Source organism: Cupriavidus sp. LA-1 (assembly GCF_055385985.1).
Genome location: NZ_AP031388.1, coordinates 2,040,042 through 2,058,862 on the forward strand (window position 1 = coordinate 2,040,042; position 18,821 = coordinate 2,058,862).

The following is an 18,821-nucleotide window of genomic DNA, read 5'->3' on the forward strand; positions in this document are numbered from 1 at the left end:
CCGCATGGCTTACGCCGACGATGCCGCCCATCACGCGCCGCAGAGTTTCTGGACCCGCTATGTCTGGAGCCAGGACCACAAGGTGATCGCCGTGCAGTACACCATCGTCGCGATCGTGGTGGGCCTGGTGGGGGTGGCGCTGTCCAACCTGATGCGCATGCAGCTTGGCTTTCCGGGGCGCTTCGAGTTCATCGACGCCAACCGCTATTACCAGTTCGTCACCATGCACGGCATGATCATGGTGATCTACCTGCTGACCGCGCTGTTCCTGGGCGGCTTTGGCAACTACCTGATCCCGCTGATGGTGGGGGCGCGCGACATGGTGTTCCCCTTCCTCAACATGCTCAGCTTCTGGGTCTACCTGCTGTCGGTGATCGTGCTGCTGACCAGCTTCTTCGTGCCCGGCGGGCCGACCGGGGCGGGATGGACGCTGTATCCGCCGCAGGCCATCCTGCCCGGCACCCCAGGCTATGAGTGGGGCATCATCCTGATGCTGGTGTCGCTGGCGATCTTTATCGTCGCTGCCACCATGGGCGGCCTGAACTACGTCACCACAGTGCTGCAGGCGCGCACCGAGGGCATGACGCTGCTGCGCATGCCGCTGTCGGTGTGGGGCATCTTCATGGCCACCATCCTGGCGCTGCTGGCGTTCCCGGCGCTGTTCGTGTCGGCAGTGATGATGCTGCTGGACCGCACGCTGGGCACCAGCTTCTTCATGCCGGCGATCGTGTCGATGGGCCAGCAGCTGCAGTACAAGGGCGGCAGTCCGCTGCTGTTCCAGCACCTGTTCTGGTTCTTCGGCCATCCCGAGGTCTATATCGTCGCGCTGCCGGCGTTCGGCATCGTCTCGGACCTGGTCAGCGTGCATTCGCGCAAGAGCATCTTTGGCTATCGCACCATGGTGTGGGCGATCCTGGCGATCGGGGTGCTGTCAGTGGTGGTGTGGGCGCACCATATGTTCGTCAGCGGCATGAACCCGTACTTCGGCTTCTTCTTTGCCACCACCACGCTAATCATCGCCATCCCCACCGCGATCAAGGTCTACAACTGGGTCATCACGCTGTGGCGCGGCGATATTCATTTCACCGTGCCGATGCTGTTTGCGATCGCCTTTATCAGCACCTTTGTCATCGGCGGGCTGACCGGGCTGTTCCTGGGCAATGTCAGCGTGGATATCCCGCTGTCGAATACCTACTTCGTGGTGGCGCACTTCCACATGGTGATGGGCGTGTCGCCGATCCTGGTGGTATTCGGCGGCATCTACCACTGGTACCCGAAGGTCACCGGCAGGATGCTGGAAGATACCATGGGCCGCATCCATTTCTGGGTCACCTTCGTCGGCACCTACGCCATCTTCTTCCCGATGCACTACCTGGGCGTGCTGGGCATGCCGCGCCGCTACTACGCCTACCAGAACTACGCCTTTATCCCCGAATCGGCGCATGTGATGAACATGTATATCTCGGTGGCCGCGTTCATCGTGGCCACGGCGCAGCTGCTCTTTGTCTTCAACCTGGTGTGGAGCCTGTGGCGTGGCCGCAAGGCCGACGCCAACCCGTGGCGCGCCGCCTCGCTGGAATGGCAGACGCCGCAGACGCCGCCGGTGCACGGCAACTGGGGACCGCACCTGCCGGTGGTGTACCGCTGGGCCTATGCTTACAGCGTGCCGGGCGCGCCCGAGGACTTTATCGCCCAGAACGCGCCGCCCGAGGCGGGCGGGGCCGAGCCCGAGCCGCATGCCAGCCGCGGAGCCGTCGCATGAACGCCGAAGCCCTGTACAAGGTCAGCCGCGACGATTTCGGCGGCAACCCGTCCGGCGAGAACGCCGCCAACCACCGTCCGCGCGGGCGTGCCCCGGCGAGCATCGGCCTGTGGGTGTTCATGGGCGTGGTCAGCTCGCTGTTTGCGCTGTTCCTGACGGCCTATGCGCTGCGCATGGACAGCCCGGACTGGCACCGCATCGGCTTGCCGTGGCAGGTGTGGTTGTCGACCGCGCTGCTGGCGGCCGGCAGCGTGGCCATGGCGGTGGCGTCGCACGCCGCGGGCCAGGGCGAGATGGCAGTGGCCCGGCAGGCGCTGCGCCTGGGCGGCCTGGGCGCGGCCGGCTTCGTGGCCTCGCAGCTGTGGGCCTGGCAGGCGCTGGGCGCGATGCAGGTGATGCCTGCCGGCAATCCGGCCGGCAGCTTCTTCTACCTGCTGACGGCGATGCACGGCCTGCACGTGCTGGGCGGCCTGGCCGGCTGGGGCGTTGCCATGTCGTCGCGCGGCAGCGGCGAGGCCGCGGTGCTGCGTATGCGGCTGTGCGCGCGCTACTGGCATTTCCTGCTGGCGGTGTGGCTGGTGCTGCTGGCCGCACTGGGGTGGCTCACGCCCGAACTGGTGCGCTACATCTGCGGCACGGCCTAGCGGCGGCGGCAAGGAGGACCGGCATGTCAACGCAACTGTCTTCACCATCGGCCACACCCGGCGTGGCGCCTGCGCCCCCGGTGGGTGGCCTGCGCGGCCTGCTGGCCGACTGGTCGTCGGACCAGCAGGCCTTCAAGGTGTCGTGGGGCAAGGCGATGATGTGGATCTTCCTGCTGTCCGATACCTTCATTTTCAGCTGCTTCCTGACCGGCTACATGACCGTGCGCATGTCGACCACGGTGCCATGGCCCAACCCCAGCGAGGTGTTCGCGCTGCACGTGGGCGGCGCCGACATCCCGCTGCTGCTGATCGCCATCATGACCTTCGTGCTGATCACCAGCAGCGGCACCATGGCGATGGCGGTCAACTTTGCCTACCGCCGCGCGCGCCGCGAGTGCGCGCTGCTGATGCTGGTGACCGCGCTGTTCGGCGTGATGTTCGTCAGCATGCAGGCCTTCGAATGGACCAAGCTGATCATGGACGAGGGCGTGCGGCCGTGGGGCAACCCCATGGGCGCGGCGCAGTTCGGCTCGACCTTCTTCATGATCACCGGGTTTCACGGGCTGCATGTGTCGTGCGGCGTGGTGTACCTGCTGATCGTGGCCACGCGCGTGCTGCGCGGGCGCTACGAGGCCACCGGCAATTACCAGATCGTCGAGATCGCGGGGCTGTACTGGCACTTCGTCGACCTGGTCTGGGTATTTATCTTTGCGTTGTTCTATCTCTGGTGAGGGCGGCCATGGCATCGAATCCGGCAACTCCCGCAACTCCCGCAGCGCCCGCGCAGGGCACGCCGCATGGCACCGGCCAGGATGCCGGGCATGCCGCGCACTCCGGCCAGCAGCATCCCATCGGGCTGTACCTGAAGATCTGGCTGCTGCTGTTCGTGCTGTCGACCATGTCCTACCTGGTCGACTACTTCCATTTCACCGGCTACCTGCGCTGGACGCTGATCCTGCTGTTCATGGCGCTGAAGGCCGGGCTGATCGTGGCGGTGTTCATGCACATGGCATGGGAGCGCATGGCGCTGATCTGCGCTATCCTGATCCCGCCACTATGCCTGCTGGTACTGGTCGGGCTGATGGCCGAAGAAGCCAACCACACTTTCCTCACGCGCGGCCTGTTCTTCCGCTGAACCGGGCCGGAACCCGGAGCGCGTGCCGGCCGGCCGCGCCGCTGCCGGATTTCAACCCTGAACGGAAGCACAGCCTATGCACGCCGCCACGCAGGCAATCCTCACCTACAACCATGGCCGCGATCCCGAGCGGCTGACCCGCAAGCTTGCGACCATCGCGGCAGACCCGTTTGCCTTCTTTCGCGGCACCAACCATCTCTATGCCGCATCGCTGCGCGATGAGGCGCCATTGCACGATGCGCCGGCCACCTACGTCTGCGGCGATCTGCACCTGGAGAACTTTGGCAGCTTCAAGGGCGACAACGGGCTGGTCTATTTCGACCTGAACGACTTTGACGACGCGCTGGTCGCACCGCTTACCGTGGACCTGATCCGGGTGCTGTCAAGCGTGCTGGTCGCCTCGGGCCAGCTGGGCCTGTCCGAGGGCAATGCCATGCGCGCGTGCGAGGAGATGCTCTCCACCTACGCCGCCGTGCTGCAGACGGGCAAGGCGCGCTGGCTCGAGCGCTCCACGGCGATGGGCATGGTGGCCACGCTGCTGCGCCGGGTCAAGCGCCGCAGGCGGGGTGAACTGCTGTCGGAGCGCACCACCCTGCGCAAGGGCAGGCGGCGCCTGCTCTGCGACGGCCGCCATGCATTGCCTGCGGACAAGGCCGGCCGCGAGCACGCGCACGCAATCCTTGCCGCTTATTCCAGGCAGAGCCACCACGGCCACCGCTTCACCGCCGACGACGCGGCGCGGCGCGTGGCCGGCATCGGCAGCCTCGGCCTGGAGCGCTATGTGGTGCTGGCCCGCGATGAGCTGGGCGGCATGCAGCGCCTGATCGACATCAAGCGCGCGGCGCCGAGCGCGTGGCAGGACCTGCCCAACCGCCCGCAGCCGCGCTGGGGCAGCGATGCAAAGCGTGTCGCGGCCGCGCAGCAGATCATGCAGGCGGCTTCGCCCGCGCTGCTGTCCGCGGTCGACATGGGCAAGGCTTCCTACCTGGTAAAGAGCCTGCAGCCAACCGCTGACCGGGTCGACCTGGCACGCTGCAACGGGTTTGCGCAGTTGCGCGATGTGCTGGTCACCATGGCGCATGCCGCGGCGTGGGCGCACCTGCGCGGCTGCGGGCACCATGCCGCGGACCGGATCGAGCAGTTGCAGGCGTATGCCGCCGGCACCCGCTGGCGCAGCGGCGTGCTGCGGCTGGCGCGGCATGGCTGGGTGGTGTCGCTGGCGCAGTGGAAGGCCTATGCGGAGGATTACCGCAAGGCGAGGGGAGAGTGAGCGGGGGCTGAAAGACGCAAGCGCCGTTCACGCTTGCGTGAACGGCGCCAGCGTCAGCATGCTCAGGCCTGGGTGATGAACTTGGTCACCAGGTAGCCGTCGAAGGTTTCCTGGCCGCCTTCGCTGCCGATGCCCGAGTCCTTGATGCCGCCGAACGGGGTCTCGGCCAGCGCCATGCCGAAGTGGTTGATGTTGACCATGCCGGCTTCGAGCCCGTTGGACACTTCGGTCGCGGTCTTCAGCGAGTTGGTGAACACATACGACGCCAGGCCGTAGGGCAGGCTGTTGGCGCGGCGCAGCGCCTCGGCGGTGTCCTTGAAGCGCGTCACCGGCGCGACCGGGCCGAACGGCTCGTCGGTCATCAGGCGCGAGTCATCGGGCAGGTCGGTGACCACGGTGGGGGCGAAGAAGTAGCCCTTGTCGCCCATGCGCGCGCCGCCGGTCACGACCTTGCCGCCGCGCTGGCTGGCATCGTCCAGGAACTGCTCCATCGACAGCACGCGGCGCTCGTGCGCCAGCGGGCCCATCTGCGTGCCGGCCTCCAGGCCGTCGCCCACCTTGATCGAGCCGATCACCTCGGTAAAGCGCGCCAGGAAGCGGTCATAGGCCTTCTCCTGGACGTAGAAGCGCGTCGGCGACACGCACACCTGGCCGGCGTTGCGCAGCTTGAAGCGCGCCAGCATCTCGGCGGCGGGGTCGATATCGGCATCGTCGAACACCAGCACCGGCGAATGGCCGCCCAGTTCCATGGTCATGCGCTTCATATGCGCGCCGGCCAGCGCCGCCAGCTGCTTGCCCACCGGCACCGAGCCGGTGAACGAGATCTTGCGCACGATCGGCGATTCGATCAGGTAGGTCGAGATCTCGCCGGGCACGCCCCAGACGATGTTGAGCACGCCCGGGGGCAGGCCGGCATCGTGGAACAGCTGCGCCAGCGCCACCACCGCGCTGGGCGAGTCCTCGGGACCCTTCAGGATCAGCGTGCAGCCGGCGCCCAGCGCCGACACGATCTTGCGGATGGCCTGGTTGAACGGGAAGTTCCAAGGCGTGAAGGCGGCGCACACACCGATCGGCTCGCGCACCACGATCTGGCGCACATGGGGCTGGCGCGGCGGGATCACGCGGCCGTAGATGCGGCGGCATTCCTCGGCGTGCCAGTCGGCGTGCTCGGCGCAGACCATGACCTCGCCAATGGCCTCGGCCAGCGGCTTGCCCTGGTCCAGCGTGATATTGCGGCCGATTGACTTGGCCCGCTCGCGCGTGAGCTCACCCACGCGGCGCAGGATCGTGGCGCGCTCCAGCGGCGAGGTCTTCTTCCAGGTTTCAAAGGCACGCTGCGCGGCGGCCAGCGCGCGGTCCAGGTCGGCCCGGCTGGCGTGCGGCAGCTTGCCCAGCACTTCCTGCGTGGCCGGGTTGATCACATCCTGCTCGCGCCGGTCGCCTCCCTTGATGAATTCCCCGTCGATATAGAGGGCGAGATCCTGGTACATGCGTGTTCTCCTGGTGGGCGGTGAAACCGCAAGCTTAACCCGGCCGCCGCGTTCATGCAGCGCGCCGGGCGCATTGCCGGCAGGAATGTGCGGGAATGTCCCCGCGACCCGTCCAGGCGGGTCAGGCGGTATCGCGCGCCCGGGCCACGGCTGCGCCTTCAGCGCCGCTGCGGGTGGCTTCCACCACCAGGATCACCATCAGCGTGATCAGTGTCAGGCCGAACACCGCGTAGCCGATGCTGTCGCCCTCGATGGCGAACAGGCTGGGCGCGTAGGTCGGGCTGGTGCAGATCATCGTGCCCGCCAGCATGCCGGTGTAGTGCATGCCGCAGACGGCAACGCCCATGACCACTGCCGCCGCCAGCTGCTTGCCGCGGGTCTTCACCGTAGTGGCAAGCCACAAGGCCACCACCGACACCACCACCGCGATCACCACGGACAGCCCGATGATGGCCAGGTCCCAGTCGAAGCGGGTGTTGGAGCGGATTGCCGCCATGCCGGTGTAGTGCATCGCCACCACGCCCAGCCCGGTCAGCACGCCGCCCTTGACCACGTTGTCGGTGCGGCTGCCGCGCGGGCGCGAGGCGACGGCCAGCCCGGCCCCGGCCAGCACCATCACGACCAGCAGCGAGGCCAGTGTCAGGAACAGGCCGAACTCGCGGTGGGTCGGGGTCTCGTAGGCCACCATGCCAATGAAATGCATCGACCAGACCGCGCCGCCGCCCAGTGCCACGCTGGCGCAGAGCAGCCGGTCCACGTCCAGGCGCCCGTCGGGCAGGCGCACCCGGCGCGACCAGCGCAGGCCCACATAGGCGCCGCAGACCGAGATCAGGAACGACAGGCCCACCATCGGCCAGTCATAAGCAAACGGCACCAGGGCGCCGGAAACAGGCTGGAAACCGACAAACATGACCCCACCTCCTCGTCATGACTGCGATTGAAGGGAGCACGCGCATGCCGGAGAACCCAGGTAACCCCGTCCGGCAGCCGGCCTGGGACGCGGTGGTCCCGCGCCGAGTATGCGATCCGCCGCAATCGCCGGGGAATAACTCATTCAGGTAAAAAAACGGGCCAGGATCGGACAAAGCGCGCGTTACCGTCCCGGCCGGGGGGTGCCATGCGTGCTTGTATGCACCTCGGGGCAGGAATAGACTGGGCAGATTTCCCATGCGCGACACCCTATGAAGCCAGACGCCAGACTGACCACCGGCCCGATCGGCCGGACCCTGCTGCTGTTCTCGTTGCCGGTGCTGGGCAGCAACATCCTGCAGTCGCTGAACGCCTCGATCAACTCGGTCTGGGTCGGCCGGTTCCTGGGCGAAGCCGCGCTGACGGCGACCTCCAACGCCAACATCATCCTGTTCTTCCTGCTGGGCGTGGTATTCGGCATCAGCATGGCCAATACCATCATGATCGGCCAGGCGGTCGGCGCGCGTGACCTGAACGAGGCGCGCCGCGTGGTCGGCACCAGCACCACCTTCTTTGTCGGGATGTCGGTGCTGGCCTCGGCGCTGGGCTACTTCTACACGCCGGACATCCTGGCCGCGATGCACACCCCGGAAGACGCCGCGCCGCTGGCGGTGGCCTACCTGCGCATCATCTTCCTGGCGCTGCCGTTCATGTACTTCTACAACTTCGTGATGATGACGCTGCGCGGCGCCGGCGATTCGCGCACGCCGTTCTGGTTCATGTTGTTGTCCGTGGTCCTGGACGTGGTGCTCAACCCGGTGCTGATCTTCGGCGTGGGCCCGATCCCGCCGCTTGGCATCGCGGGCTCGGCGCTGGCCACGCTGATCGCGCAGCTGGCGAGCCTGGCGGCGATGCTGGCGCTGCTGTACCGGCGCCGGCATTTCCTGCTGCTGCATCGCGGCCAGCTGGCGCTGCTGAGGCCGGACCCCGCGATCCTGCGCGCGCTGGTGGCCAAGGGCCTGCCGATGGGACTGCAGATGGTGGTGATCTCGTCGTCCGCCATCGTGATGATGGCGATGGTCAACACCTATGGCTCGCAGACGACCGCCGCGTACGGCGTGGCCTCGCAGTTGTGGACCTATGTGCAGATGCCGGCGCTGGCGGTCGGCGCGAGCGTGTCGTCGATGGTGGCGCAGAACGTCGGCGCGGGGCTGTGGCAGCGTGTGTCGCGCGTCACGCGCGTGGGGCTCCTGTTCAACGTGGCCATGACCGGCGCGCTGGTCGCGCTGATCTATGTGTTCAACCGCCATTCGCTCGGGCTCTTCCTCGGCACCGACGGCGTGGCCATCGGCATCGCCCAGCATATCAATGTGGTGGTGCTGTGGTCGTTCATCCTGTTCGGCTTCACCATTGTCATCTTCGGCACGGTGCGCGCCACCGGCGCGGTGATGGCGCCGCTGGTGATCCTGTTCCTGTCGATGTGGGTGATCCGGCTGCCGTTCGCGTGGGCGCTGGGCCCGCGCATCGGCGCCGAGGCGATCTGGTGGAGCTTCCCGCTGGGTTCGGTGGTGTCGCTGGCACTGGCGATCGGCTACTACCGCTTCGGCAACTGGCGCCGCAGTCATATCCTGCCCACGGCGCCGCACCCGGCGGCGGCCGTGGGGCTGGCGCCCGATACCAGCATGGGCACGCCCTGCGAAGATGCGGGCGAGGTCGTCGAGGAGACGGCCGCGGCAACGCCCGAGCCCGAAGCCGCGCGGTGACTTCAGCGGCCCGTCATCGGGTTGGCTCCATTGAAAGCCATTCGAAAGATCGATGTGTCATCGTGTGGTCGCTGGCACTCCCTCCCAGCGCACGCGTGCCCTGACAGCCAGGCCAGGCGCGCGCGTCTATCCGGCCGCGCCTTGCCCTGATGCAAGCGTGCGCGTCGTCTTGTTCGTCTGATATTCCTTCCAGCTCTCCTTCCGGATTCTTCACGTTGAAATACATCGTGTTCTGATGTATTTGCCCGCGCACATCGGCCGGATTTGCCATTTTCTCAGGGGCATCGGTGAATACCCCTAAACCAATACAAATGAAAGGCACCTGAAAGTTCGCGTCTTTAAGGTTCCGGTCAACCGTCGGGGAGCATGCCTTGCGCATGTCTTGCGGCGCCCGAGCCAGTGCGCCCCCCGGCACGGCATTTCGTGAACTTTGAGGAGAATCATTTTGCGCATACGCAGCCAAAAGGACTTTGCCTCCGGCCTGATGTTCGTTCTGGTCGGATTCGGCTTTTCCTGGGTCGCACGTGGCTATTCCATGGGAACGGCCGCGAAGATGGGACCCGGATATTTCCCATTCCTGCTTGGACTGGTGCTGGCACTGCTTGGTGTGCTGGTGCTGATCGGTTCGTTGTCGTCCAAGGGCGAGGAAGACCATCTCGCGCGCTGGGACCTGAAGACCCTGCTCTGGATCCTGGGTTCCGTGGTGCTGTTCGGCCTGTTGCTCAAGCCGCTTGGCATGGTGCTGTCGGTGTTCGTGCTGGTGCTGGTGTCGTCGATGGCCAGCCATGAGTTCAGCTGGAAGGGCGCGCTGCTCAACAGCGTGGTGCTCGTGCTGATCAGCCTGGGTGCGTTCGTGTACGGCATCAACCTGCAGATGCCGGTATGGCCTGCATTCATCACCGGTTAAGGAGCAGCGAGCATGGAATTACTTGATCACCTCGCGCTGGGATTCTCCACGGCGCTGTCGCTGCAAAACCTTGCCTACGCCTTCCTGGGCTGCGTGCTGGGTACCCTCATCGGCGTGCTGCCGGGCCTGGGGCCGCTGGCCACCATCGCCATGCTGCTGCCGGTGACCTACACGCTGCCGCCGGTGGCCGCGCTGATCATGCTGGCCGGTATCTACTACGGCGCCCAGTACGGCGGCTCGACCACCGCCATCCTGGTCAACCTGCCCGGTGAATCGTCGTCGGTGGTGACAACCATCGATGGCTACCAGATGGCAAGGCGAGGGCGAGCGGGCGTGGCACTGGCCACCGCCGGTCTCGGCTCGTTCTTCGCCGGCTGCGTCGCTACGCTGATCCTGGCTGCCTTTGCCACGCCGCTGTCGGAACTGGCGTTCAAGTTCGGCCCCGCCGAGTACTTCTCGCTGATGTGCCTGGGCCTGATCGGTGCTGTGGTGCTGGCCTCGGGCTCGCTGCCGAAGGCCGTGGCCATGATCGTGCTGGGCCTGCTGATGGGGCTGATCGGTACCGACGTGAACTCGGGCGCCGCGCGCTTCTCGTTCGACGTGCCGGAACTGACCGACGGCATCGACTTCGTGGCGCTGGCCATGGGCATGTTCGGCTTCGCGGAAATCATCGCGAACCTCGAGCAGAAGGAAGCCCGTGAGACGTTCACCGATAACGTGACGAACCTGTGGCCGACCAAGGAAGACTTCAAGCGCATGGCTCCGGCCGTGCTGCGCGGCACGTTCCTGGGCTCGGCCCTGGGTATCCTGCCGGGCGGTGGTGCGGCGCTGGCTTCGTTTGCAGCCTACTCGCTGGAAAAGAAGACCTCGAAGTACTCGCATGAGTTCGGCAAGGGTGCGATCGAAGGCGTGGCGGGTCCGGAATCGGCCAACAACGCCGCGGCGCAGACCTCCTTCATCCCGCTGCTGACGCTGGGCATTCCGCCCAACGCGGTGATGGCGCTGATGGTGGGTGCGATGACCATCCACAACATCCAGCCCGGCCCGCAGGTGATGACCAGCAACCCGGCGCTGTTCTGGGGCCTGATCGCCTCGATGTGGATCGGCAACCTGATGCTCATCATCCTGAACCTGCCGATGATCGGCGTGTGGGTGAAGCTGCTGACCGTGCCGTACCGCTTCCTGTATCCGGCCATTCTTGTGTTCTGCGGCATTGGCGTGTACTCGGTCAACAACCAGACCTTCGACGTGTTCATGGCGGCTGGCTTCGGCATCATCGGCTACCTGTTCCTGAAGCTCAAGTGCGAACCCGCGCCGCTGCTGCTGGGCTTCGTGCTGGGGCCGATGATGGAAGAAAATTTCCGCCGCTCGCTGCTGCTGTCGCGTGGTGACTTCACCGTGTTCGTGACGCGCCCGCTGTCGATGGGCCTGCTGATTGCCGCCGCGGCACTGGTGGCGGTGGTGGCTCTGCCTTCGATCAAGGCCAAGCGAGAAGAAGCGTTCCAGGAAGAATAGCGTCCGGACGCCCCGGAATTGCGCCGGCAGCAACGGCGCACACAACGCAAGCATTCGGGGTGCCTTCGTGCACCCCTTTTTTCTTTTTACGACAGAGAGTGCCCGACTGCGGCAGCAGTCATGGGCTGCGCATGATGATCACGATTCCCGCACCATCGGGTGCGCCGACAGCGCCCATGAAACCGCCTACCTTTGACCGGTTTTTCTCACGCATCTATGTCCTCAAGCTCGTCCAGTCGAGCCCGTCCACGGTCCTGAGCCTCGTCGACCGCTTGCGCGAGCGCGGCATCGAGAAGAATATCCGCTCGCTGCGGCCGATCTTGCGCAGCCTGCTGATGGCGCGGGCCATCACGGCCGAGCTGGTCGAGGGCAGCGGCCGCGTGTACTGCATCACCGAGCAAGGGCGGGCGGAGCTGGAGGCCTATATGGCGCAGCTGGCCGTGCTGAAGGCGGACCTGGAGCCGGCGGAAAAAAAGTAGCGGCAGTCAATCGCCCCGGCGGGTATGAACCCATGGGCGAGACAGGCGCCGGAACGCCGACTCAGGCTGGCGACATCATCACCTGGTTGCGGCCATTGCGCTTGGCCTGGTAGAGGCCGATATCGGCCGCTTCGACCAGCCGGCTCGAGGGCTCGTCGGGCTGTGGCACCAGCACGGCGCCGCCGATGCTGACCGTGACGCAGTCGGCGGTGAGCGAACCGCTGTGCGCGATGGCCAGCGCCTGCACGGCACGCCGCACTTTCTCGGCCAGCAGGCGCACGCCGCCTGGCGAGGTCAAGGGCAGCACCATGGCGAACTCCTCGCCGCCGAAGCGCGCGGGCAGGTCGGTGGCGCGCGTGCAATTTTCGCGAATCACCAAGGCCACGCGCCGCAGCACCTCGTCACCGGCGACATGGCCGTAGGTGTCGTTGTAGGCCTTGAACGCGTCGACATCGATCATCAGCAGCGCCAGCTGGGAGCGCTCGCGCAGCGCACGGCGCCATTCCGCGCCCAGGTATTCATCGAAAAAGCGCCGGTTGGACAAGCCGGTCAGGCCATCCGAATTGGTCAGGCGCTGCAGCTCCAGGTTGGTTTCGAGCAGTTGCTGCTGGCTTTGCCGCAGCGCGCGGTAGGCTTCGTCGCGCTGCAGCAGGTTCAGGTACGAGCGCGAGTGGTAGCGGATGCGCGCAATCAGCTCGATGCTGTCGGGCAGCTTGACCAGGTAGTCATTGGCACCGGCGGCAAACGCCGCGCCCTTGGTCGCGGCCTCTTCCTTGGTCGACAGCACGATGATCGGGATGTCGCGCGTGGCAGGGTTCTCGCGATAGCGTTGCACCAGCGTCAGGCCGTCCACGCCCGGCATCACCAGGTCCTGCAGGATCACGGTGGGCTTGGTGCGCTGCGCCACCGCCACCGCCTCGTCGGGCTGTGAGCAGTAGTGGAAGTCGATATCGGACTCCGTGGAGAGCGCGCGGCGCACGGCTTCTCCGACCATGGCCTGGTCGTCCACCAGCAGCACCATGGCAAGGTAGCCTTGCCTGTCGGGGGCCGCCGCAAGAGCATGCGCTGCGGGTTGCTTGGGTGATTCGGGTTGCATGTTCAGTTCCTGGGTGTGACGGTCCCGGTGCCGGCCGGGACCCATTGCATTCTGTCGGGCTGGCTCAGGACGGTGCCGCGTGACCGCATGCCTGCACCAGCCGTGGGGCGATGCGCGGCAGCGGCAGGATCTCCGCGGCCGCGCCCATGGCGGCGGCGGCCTTGGGCATGCCGTACACGGCGCTGGTGGCGCGGTCCTGGGCGATGGTCAGGTAGCCGCGGTCACGCATTGCCTTCAGGCCCAGCGCGCCGTCGCGGCCCATGCCGGTGAGCAGCACGCCGATCACGTCGCCGCGCCAGTGCTCCACCACGCTTTCGAAGAACACGTCGATGGAGGGGCGGTACAGGTAGTCGCAGGGCTGCTCGGTGTAGGCCATGCGCGTGGGACTGGCCAGGCGCAGGTGGTCGTTGGTGCCTGCCAGCAGGACGGTGCCGGCCTTGGGCGCCTCGCCGGCGCGGGCAATGCGCACCGGCAGCGCACACTGCCCGTCGAGCCAGTCGGCCATGCCGGTGGCAAAGGCCTCGTCCACATGCTGCACGGCCACCACCGCGGCGCCGAAGTCCGCCGGCAGCGCCCCCAGCAGGGTGGCCAGCGCGGCCGGGCCGCCGGCGGAGGCGCCGATCGCCACCAGCCGCGGCGCGGTGACGGCGCGCGGGGGCGCCGTGAGCGTGTGCTGGGGGGCCACCCGGCCGGCCAGCAGGCGGCCGATATTGCGCAGCTTGCGCAGCAGCGGCCCGGCGGCAAGCTGCGCGTCGGGTTCGGCCAGCGTGGGGGTGTCGACCGCGTCGATGGCGCCATGGCCCATGGCATCGAAGACCTGCGAGGCATTGCGGCCCAGGTCCATGGTCACCACCACGATCGCGCAGGGCGTGGCGGCCATGATCCGGCGCGTGGCCTCGACCCCGTCCATGACCGGCATCAGCAGGTCCATCAGGATCAGGTCCGGGGTCTGGCGCGCGGCCATCTGCACCGCCTGTTCGCCGTCGCCGGCAACCCATGCGATCTGGAACGACGGATCCAGTGCAAGCGCGCGGCGCAGTGCGGCTACCGCAAGCGCCGAGTCGTTGACGATGCCGATTTTCATGGACGTGCCTCGCCGATCAGGTCCTGGACCGCGTCGAGCAACGCGGCGTCATGGAAACTGCCCTTGGCCAGATAATAGTCCGCGCCGGCCTCCAGGCCGCGCTGGCGGTCCTGCTCGCGGTCCTTGTACGACACCACCATCACCGGCAGCTGCCGCAGCGCGGCGTCCTGCCGGATCCTGCGCACCAGTTCGATCCCGTCCATGCGCGGCATGTCGATATCGGTGATGACCAGGTCGAACGGCTCGGCACGCAGCACGTTCCAGCCGTCCATGCCGTCGACCGCCACCGCCACATCATAGCCGCGCCCGGCCAGCAGCTTGCGCTGCAGCTCGCGCACGGTGAGCGAGTCGTCCACCACCAGCACGCGCCGCGCGCGCACCTGCACGCTGGCCGTGGCCGCCTGGCGCACGCCTTCGATGCGGCCTTCGGACACCAGCTTTTCCACCGAGCGGATCACGTCCTCGACATCGAAGATCAGCACCGGTGTGCCGTCGTCGGTGAGGCTGCCGGCGGCGATGTCGCGGACCTTGCCCAGCGCCGCGGGCAGCGGCTGCACGACCAGCAGGCGCTCGCCCAGCATGCGGTCGACGGCAAGGCCATAGATGCGCTCGGCCTCGCCGATGACCACCACCGGCACCTGCTCGCGCTCGCTGGCGGCGTCGGTCTCAGGGCGCTGCAGCACCTGCGCCGCGCTGACCAGCCCGATGGCGCGGCCTTCGTGGCGGAAATGCTGGTGGCCCTCGGTCTGCTCGATCTCGCTGCGCGCCACCGAGGTGGCACGCAGCACGCGGCCCAGCGGGAAGGCATAGGCCTCGCCCGCGACCTCCACCATCAGCGTGCGCACCACCGACAAGGTCAGCGGCAGCTCCAGCCAGAAGTGCAGGCCCTGCCCCGGCTGCTGCGTCAGGCGCAGGGTGCCGCGCACGCGGCGCACCATCTCCTGCACGGCATCGAGGCCGACGCCGCGGCCGGAGACCTCGGAGACAGTGTCGCGCATGCTGAAGCCCGGCAGCAGCAGGAAGTCGAGCAACTCTGCCTGCGACATCCGCGCCGCGGTGTCTTCCGAGGCCAGCCGGCGCCGCACGATGGCGCGCCGCAGCGCTTCCAGGTCGACGCCGGCGCCGTCGTCAAAGATCTCGATCAGCAGCCGGCCCGCGTTGTGGCGCGCCTGCAGCGTGACGCGGCCCTCCGCCGGCTTGCCCCGCGCCAGGCGCACCTCGGGCGGTTCGATGCCGTGGTCGACCGCATTGCGCAGCAGGTGCGCCAGCGGCGCGTCCAGGGCTTCCAGGATGTCGCGGTCGACCTGCGTGCCGGCGCCGGCCAGTTCCAGGTGCACCGATTTGCCCAGGGAGCGGCCGAGGTCGCGCACCATGCGCGCGTAGCCGGTCAGCCCGTCAGCCAGCGGGCGCATGCGCGAGGCCAGCGCGCTGTCATAGAGCCGGCGTGCCAGCCGCGTGGCACGATGATCGTACTGGTCGAACTCCTCCAGCCGTGCGGCCAGCTGCTGCTGGCCATCGTCCAGCAACTGGCGCAGCTCGGCCAGCGCGGCCTGTGCCGCGCCGGCGCCGTTGCCATCCAGCGCATCGTGCAGGGCCTGCTGCAGCGCGTCGGTGGCGCGCAGCGCGCGTGCCTGCTGCCGCCGCGTCTTCTGCAGCGCTTTGCCGAAGGGGCGCAGCCAGTGCGATTCGACCATGGCCTCGCCCGACAGCGCCAGCAGCTGGTCGAGCGCATCGGCATTGACGCGCAGCATGCGCTCGTGGAGGTCCCCGGCCAGCGGTGCCGGCGCTTCGGGCTCGGCGTCCAGGGCCAGGGCTGGTGCTGGCTCGGGCGTTGGGGCAGGCGCCATGGGTGCCGCTGCGGGCGCTGCGCCGCCATCGAGGGAGCCCAGCCGCTGTATCACGGCATCGATCTGGGCGCGGCCGGCGTGGTCGGCCCAGCCCGGGTCGCCGCCGGGCGGATGGCCGATGCGCAGCAGCAGGTCAGTGCCTTGCAGCAGCGCATCGATATGCGCGGCGCCCAGCGGCATGCCGCCCTGGGCGGCGACCAGGCAGTCTTCCATGGCATGCGCCACCCGCACGCCGCCATCGAGCCCGACGATGCGGGCCGCGCCCTTGAGCGAGTGGGCCGCGCGCATGCACGCCTCCAGCTGCTCGGGCGCGCCCGGGTTGCGCTCCAGCGCCAGCAGCCCGGCATTGAGGATTTCGACCTGGGAATCGGCTTCGAGCGCGAACAGCTCGAGCAGCGAGGCATCGCGCAATTGCTCGGAATTCATGCCAGGCTCCGTGCCAGGGCCTGGCGCACCTGCGCCGCATCGAGCAGCCCGACGCTGCGGCCCTGGTCGAGAAACAGCGCCTGCGTATAGCGTGCCGAGGCTCGCGCCATGGTGGCGGGCAGCGCCAGCAGCGCGGCCCTGGGCACGCGGGCGATGCCGGCCACCTCGGCCACCGGCAGCGCGATCGCGGCACGGCCCTGGCCGAGAATCAGGAAGCGGCTGCCGCTGGCATGGCCATCGCCGTGGGCCGCGTCGACTTCGAACAGCCGTGCCAGCGACAGGCAGGCCAGCAGGTTGCCGCGCACCGCGGCCAGTCCCAGCACGGCGGCATCGCGCCGGTGCGGCAGCGAATGGACCGGGCAGGGCGCGGTGACCTCGCCCAGCGCGGCAGTCGGCAGCGCCAGCCATTCATCGCCGATGCGGAACACGAGGCAGGCCAGCGCGGCGCCACGTTGCGCGGCGGTGTCCTCGTCGTCGACGACGCCGCTGAGGCTGGCGGCCTCCGGCAGTTCCTGCAGCGCCTGTTCCAGCTGCCGGGTGTCCAGCAGCATGGCGGCGGCCTGCGCGTAGGTCGGGCAGTTGCGGCAGTGGGCATGCTCGGCCAGCGCCGGGCAGCTGCCGTCGCCGCGCACGCCGATGCGCCGCCAGCAGTCATCGATGCCGTCCGTGCGCGCCAGGGTGGCCGCGGGGGTGGCTGGAAGGGGGGCCTGGATCTCAGCCATGGTGCTTGCGGGTGTGGCGCTGCGCGCGCTGGCGCAGGCGCGTGGCGCCGTCATGGTCGCCTTCGGTATCGAGCAGCGCGGCCAGGTGATACAGGCTTTCCTGGTGCGCCGGATCCAGGTACAGCGCCTTGCGGTAGGCGGCGTGGGCCTGCGCGGCGCGGCCGGCGGCGTCGTGCAGCACGCCGAGCATGCAGTAGGCGTCGGCATCGGCGGCGGTATCCGGTGCGGCCCGGTCGAGCAGCGCCAGGCACGCGGCGCTGGCCGCCTCCAGTTCGCCGCGGTCGGCCATGGCCGCGATGCCGGCCAGCGCCTCGCGGCGCGCATCGGCCGCGGCCGGGCGTGCCGCGGCCATGGGCGCGCGCACGACGGCGGGGCGCATCGAGGCCGGTGGCATGGGCAGCCGCGGCGGAGCCGCCATGCGGGGCGGCTGCGTGGTGTGCACGGGGGGCCGGGCCGGGGCGCTTGCTCGCGGTGCCGTGGGCGCCGGCTTGCGAAAGGCAAAGGTCAGCGGCATGCCGACCGGCTCCAGCCCTTGCGCGCTCAGCACGCTGGCCTCAGCGGGTCCGACGAAGAGCAGGCCATCGTCCATGGTCAGGCGCGCCAGCGTCTGTACGGCTTGCCGTTGCCCGGGCGCGTCGAAGTAGATCAGCAGGTTGCGGCAGAACACAAAGTCATAGGGCGCCTCGCCCGCCAGCAGGCCGGGCTCGACCAGGTTGCCCTGCAGCAGCCGCACCTGCGTGCGCACGCGCGCATCCAGCACGTAGCCGGCGGGTGTGGCGCTGAAATAGCGGTCGCGGAAATCGAGCGGCGCGCTGCGGAAGGCATTGGCGCCGTATGCACCCTGGCGCGCGTGCGCCAGCGCGCGGGCGCTGATGTCCACCGCATCAATATAGAAGCGCCCGGGCGGCACGCCGGCATCGAGCAGCGCCATGGCGATCGAATAGGGCTCTTCGCCGGTGGAGCAGGGCAGGCTCAGCAGGCGCAGCGTGCGCCGGCTGTCGGCAAAGGCACGCTCGGCGGCAAAGCGGCCCAGCGCGAGCAGGGCTTCGCGATGGCGGAAGAACCAGGTCTCGGGCACCACCACGGCCTCGATCAGCGCCTGGAATTCGTCGGCGGTGCCTTGCAGCAGGTCCCAGTACACCTGGGTGTCGGGCGCCTGCCGTGCCTGCTGGCGTTCGCGCACGGCGCGCGCCACCGCGCCGGTGCCGATGGCGCCGGCATCCAGGCCGATGCGCGCTTTCAGCAGGGCCTCGATGTGCTCGGCAGTGCTCATGGCGCGGCCTCCGCGGCGGTGTCGGCGAACAGCATGGCATGGACGTCGTCCGGCAGCAGGGCCTCGACCCGGACCCATTGCACCAGGCCGCGCGCGTCGTTGCGCACCGGCCCCAGGTAGCGCGGGCTGGCGCCGGCGATGCCGCCGTCGACGAACGACTCCGGCGGGCAGCGCAGTGTCTGCGTGGCGGATTCCAGGCGCAGGCCGAGCAGCCGGCCGGGCTCGCCGCCATGGCGGCGGTAATGGACCAGCACCGTGCGCGTGCTGGTGCGCAGTGCCGCCGGCACGCCGGTGGCCAGCGCGGGCAGGTCGATCACTGGCACCGGCTGGCCGCGCCGCTCCATCAGGCCCGCGACCCACGCCGGCGCGCCGGGGATCTGCTTCAGGCGCGTGAGCGGCAGCACCTCGGCCACCTCGGTGGCATCGAGCGCGTAGTGGTCAGCGCCGAGGCGGAACAGCAGGAAAAGCTTCATGGCGGCGATGCGCGGGGCCCGGTGGC

Annotated in this window: 17 protein-coding genes; 9 read left to right on the forward strand and 8 right to left on the reverse strand. The window is 68.3% G+C overall.

Going from position 1 to position 18,821, the window contains the following annotated elements:
- Window positions 1-4: 4 nt before the first annotated feature.
- The 5 genes from ctaD to ACZ5MJ_RS28410 all read left to right on the forward strand — a co-directional run bounded on the left by ctaD (window position 5) and on the right by ACZ5MJ_RS28410 (window position 4,811).
- The gene (gene ctaD / locus ACZ5MJ_RS28390; protein ID WP_464224273.1) at window positions 5-1,762 is read left to right on the forward strand and encodes a cytochrome c oxidase subunit I; all 1,758 of its coding nucleotides are present in this window, start codon (window positions 5-7) and stop codon (window positions 1,760-1,762) included.
- Window positions 1,759-2,406 (forward strand): cytochrome c oxidase subunit 3, encoded by a 648-nt coding sequence (locus ACZ5MJ_RS28395; protein WP_464224274.1) that lies wholly within the window; start codon window positions 1,759-1,761, stop codon window positions 2,404-2,406. Before ctaD ends, ACZ5MJ_RS28395 begins: the two co-directional genes overlap by 4 nt.
- Window positions 2,407-2,429: 23 nt before the next feature.
- The gene (locus ACZ5MJ_RS28400) at window positions 2,430-3,137 is read left to right on the forward strand and encodes a heme-copper oxidase subunit III family protein (protein WP_432261147.1); all 708 of its coding nucleotides are present in this window, start codon (window positions 2,430-2,432) and stop codon (window positions 3,135-3,137) included.
- Window positions 3,138-3,145: 8 nt separating this feature from the next.
- Complete coding sequence (locus ACZ5MJ_RS28405) at window positions 3,146-3,541, forward strand: cytochrome C oxidase subunit IV family protein (protein ID WP_464224275.1); 396 nt, start codon at window positions 3,146-3,148, stop codon at window positions 3,539-3,541.
- 76 nt (window positions 3,542-3,617) lie between these two features.
- Entirely contained in the window at window positions 3,618-4,811 is a 1,194-nt protein-coding gene (locus ACZ5MJ_RS28410) for a DUF2252 family protein (protein WP_464224276.1), read from the forward strand.
- A 62-nt stretch (window positions 4,812-4,873) separates the two neighbouring features.
- Here ACZ5MJ_RS28410 and ACZ5MJ_RS28415 read toward each other — a convergent pair whose 3' ends face one another.
- Window positions 4,874-6,301, reverse strand: a complete 1,428-nt coding sequence (locus ACZ5MJ_RS28415) for an NAD-dependent succinate-semialdehyde dehydrogenase (RefSeq protein ID WP_464224277.1) — start codon at window positions 6,299-6,301, stop codon at window positions 4,874-4,876.
- A 121-nt stretch (window positions 6,302-6,422) separates the two neighbouring features.
- Window positions 6,423-7,211: an MHYT domain-containing protein gene (locus ACZ5MJ_RS28420; protein ID WP_464224278.1), complete on the reverse strand. Its 789-nt coding sequence runs from the start codon at window positions 7,209-7,211 to the stop codon at window positions 6,423-6,425.
- A 271-nt stretch (window positions 7,212-7,482) separates the two neighbouring features.
- Here ACZ5MJ_RS28420 and ACZ5MJ_RS28425 point away from each other — a divergent pair, with 271 nt between their 5' ends.
- From ACZ5MJ_RS28425 to ACZ5MJ_RS28440, 4 genes are all read left to right on the forward strand, one after another.
- Entirely contained in the window at window positions 7,483-8,973 is a 1,491-nt protein-coding gene (locus ACZ5MJ_RS28425; RefSeq protein ID WP_464224280.1) for an MATE family efflux transporter, read from the forward strand.
- 445 nt (window positions 8,974-9,418) lie between these two features.
- Window positions 9,419-9,880: a tripartite tricarboxylate transporter TctB family protein gene (locus ACZ5MJ_RS28430; RefSeq protein ID WP_115212885.1), complete on the forward strand. Its 462-nt coding sequence runs from the start codon at window positions 9,419-9,421 to the stop codon at window positions 9,878-9,880.
- A gap of 12 nt (window positions 9,881-9,892) precedes the next feature.
- Window positions 9,893-11,395 (forward strand): tripartite tricarboxylate transporter permease, encoded by a 1,503-nt coding sequence (locus ACZ5MJ_RS28435; protein ID WP_464224281.1) that lies wholly within the window; start codon window positions 9,893-9,895, stop codon window positions 11,393-11,395.
- 176 nt (window positions 11,396-11,571) lie between these two features.
- Window positions 11,572-11,874 (forward strand): transcriptional regulator, encoded by a 303-nt coding sequence (locus ACZ5MJ_RS28440; RefSeq protein WP_464226631.1) that lies wholly within the window; start codon window positions 11,572-11,574, stop codon window positions 11,872-11,874.
- A 61-nt stretch (window positions 11,875-11,935) separates the two neighbouring features.
- Here the strand turns inward: ACZ5MJ_RS28440 and ACZ5MJ_RS28445 are convergent, their stop codons facing one another.
- From ACZ5MJ_RS28445 to ACZ5MJ_RS28470, 6 genes are all read right to left on the reverse strand, one after another.
- Window positions 11,936-12,970 (reverse strand): diguanylate cyclase, encoded by a 1,035-nt coding sequence (locus tag ACZ5MJ_RS28445; protein ID WP_464224282.1) that lies wholly within the window; start codon window positions 12,968-12,970, stop codon window positions 11,936-11,938.
- Between the two features lie 64 nt (window positions 12,971-13,034).
- On the reverse strand, window positions 13,035-14,054 hold the full coding sequence (gene cheB / locus ACZ5MJ_RS28450) for a chemotaxis-specific protein-glutamate methyltransferase CheB (protein WP_464224284.1): 1,020 nt from the start codon (window positions 14,052-14,054) through the stop codon (window positions 13,035-13,037).
- On the reverse strand, window positions 14,051-16,327 hold the full coding sequence (locus ACZ5MJ_RS28455) for a hybrid sensor histidine kinase/response regulator (RefSeq protein ID WP_464224285.1): 2,277 nt from the start codon (window positions 16,325-16,327) through the stop codon (window positions 14,051-14,053). Before ACZ5MJ_RS28455 ends, cheB begins: the two co-directional genes overlap by 4 nt.
- Window positions 16,324-17,049: a chemotaxis protein CheW gene (locus ACZ5MJ_RS28460; RefSeq protein WP_464224287.1), complete on the reverse strand. Its 726-nt coding sequence runs from the start codon at window positions 17,047-17,049 to the stop codon at window positions 16,324-16,326. The genes ACZ5MJ_RS28455 and ACZ5MJ_RS28460 overlap by 4 nt, the downstream gene beginning before the upstream one ends.
- Complete coding sequence (locus tag ACZ5MJ_RS28465; RefSeq protein ID WP_464224288.1) at window positions 17,042-18,322, reverse strand: CheR family methyltransferase; 1,281 nt, start codon at window positions 18,320-18,322, stop codon at window positions 17,042-17,044. The genes ACZ5MJ_RS28460 and ACZ5MJ_RS28465 overlap by 8 nt, the downstream gene beginning before the upstream one ends.
- Window positions 18,319-18,795: a chemotaxis protein CheW gene (locus ACZ5MJ_RS28470; RefSeq protein ID WP_464224290.1), complete on the reverse strand. Its 477-nt coding sequence runs from the start codon at window positions 18,793-18,795 to the stop codon at window positions 18,319-18,321. The genes ACZ5MJ_RS28465 and ACZ5MJ_RS28470 overlap by 4 nt, the downstream gene beginning before the upstream one ends.
- Window positions 18,796-18,821: the final 26 nt, after the last annotated feature.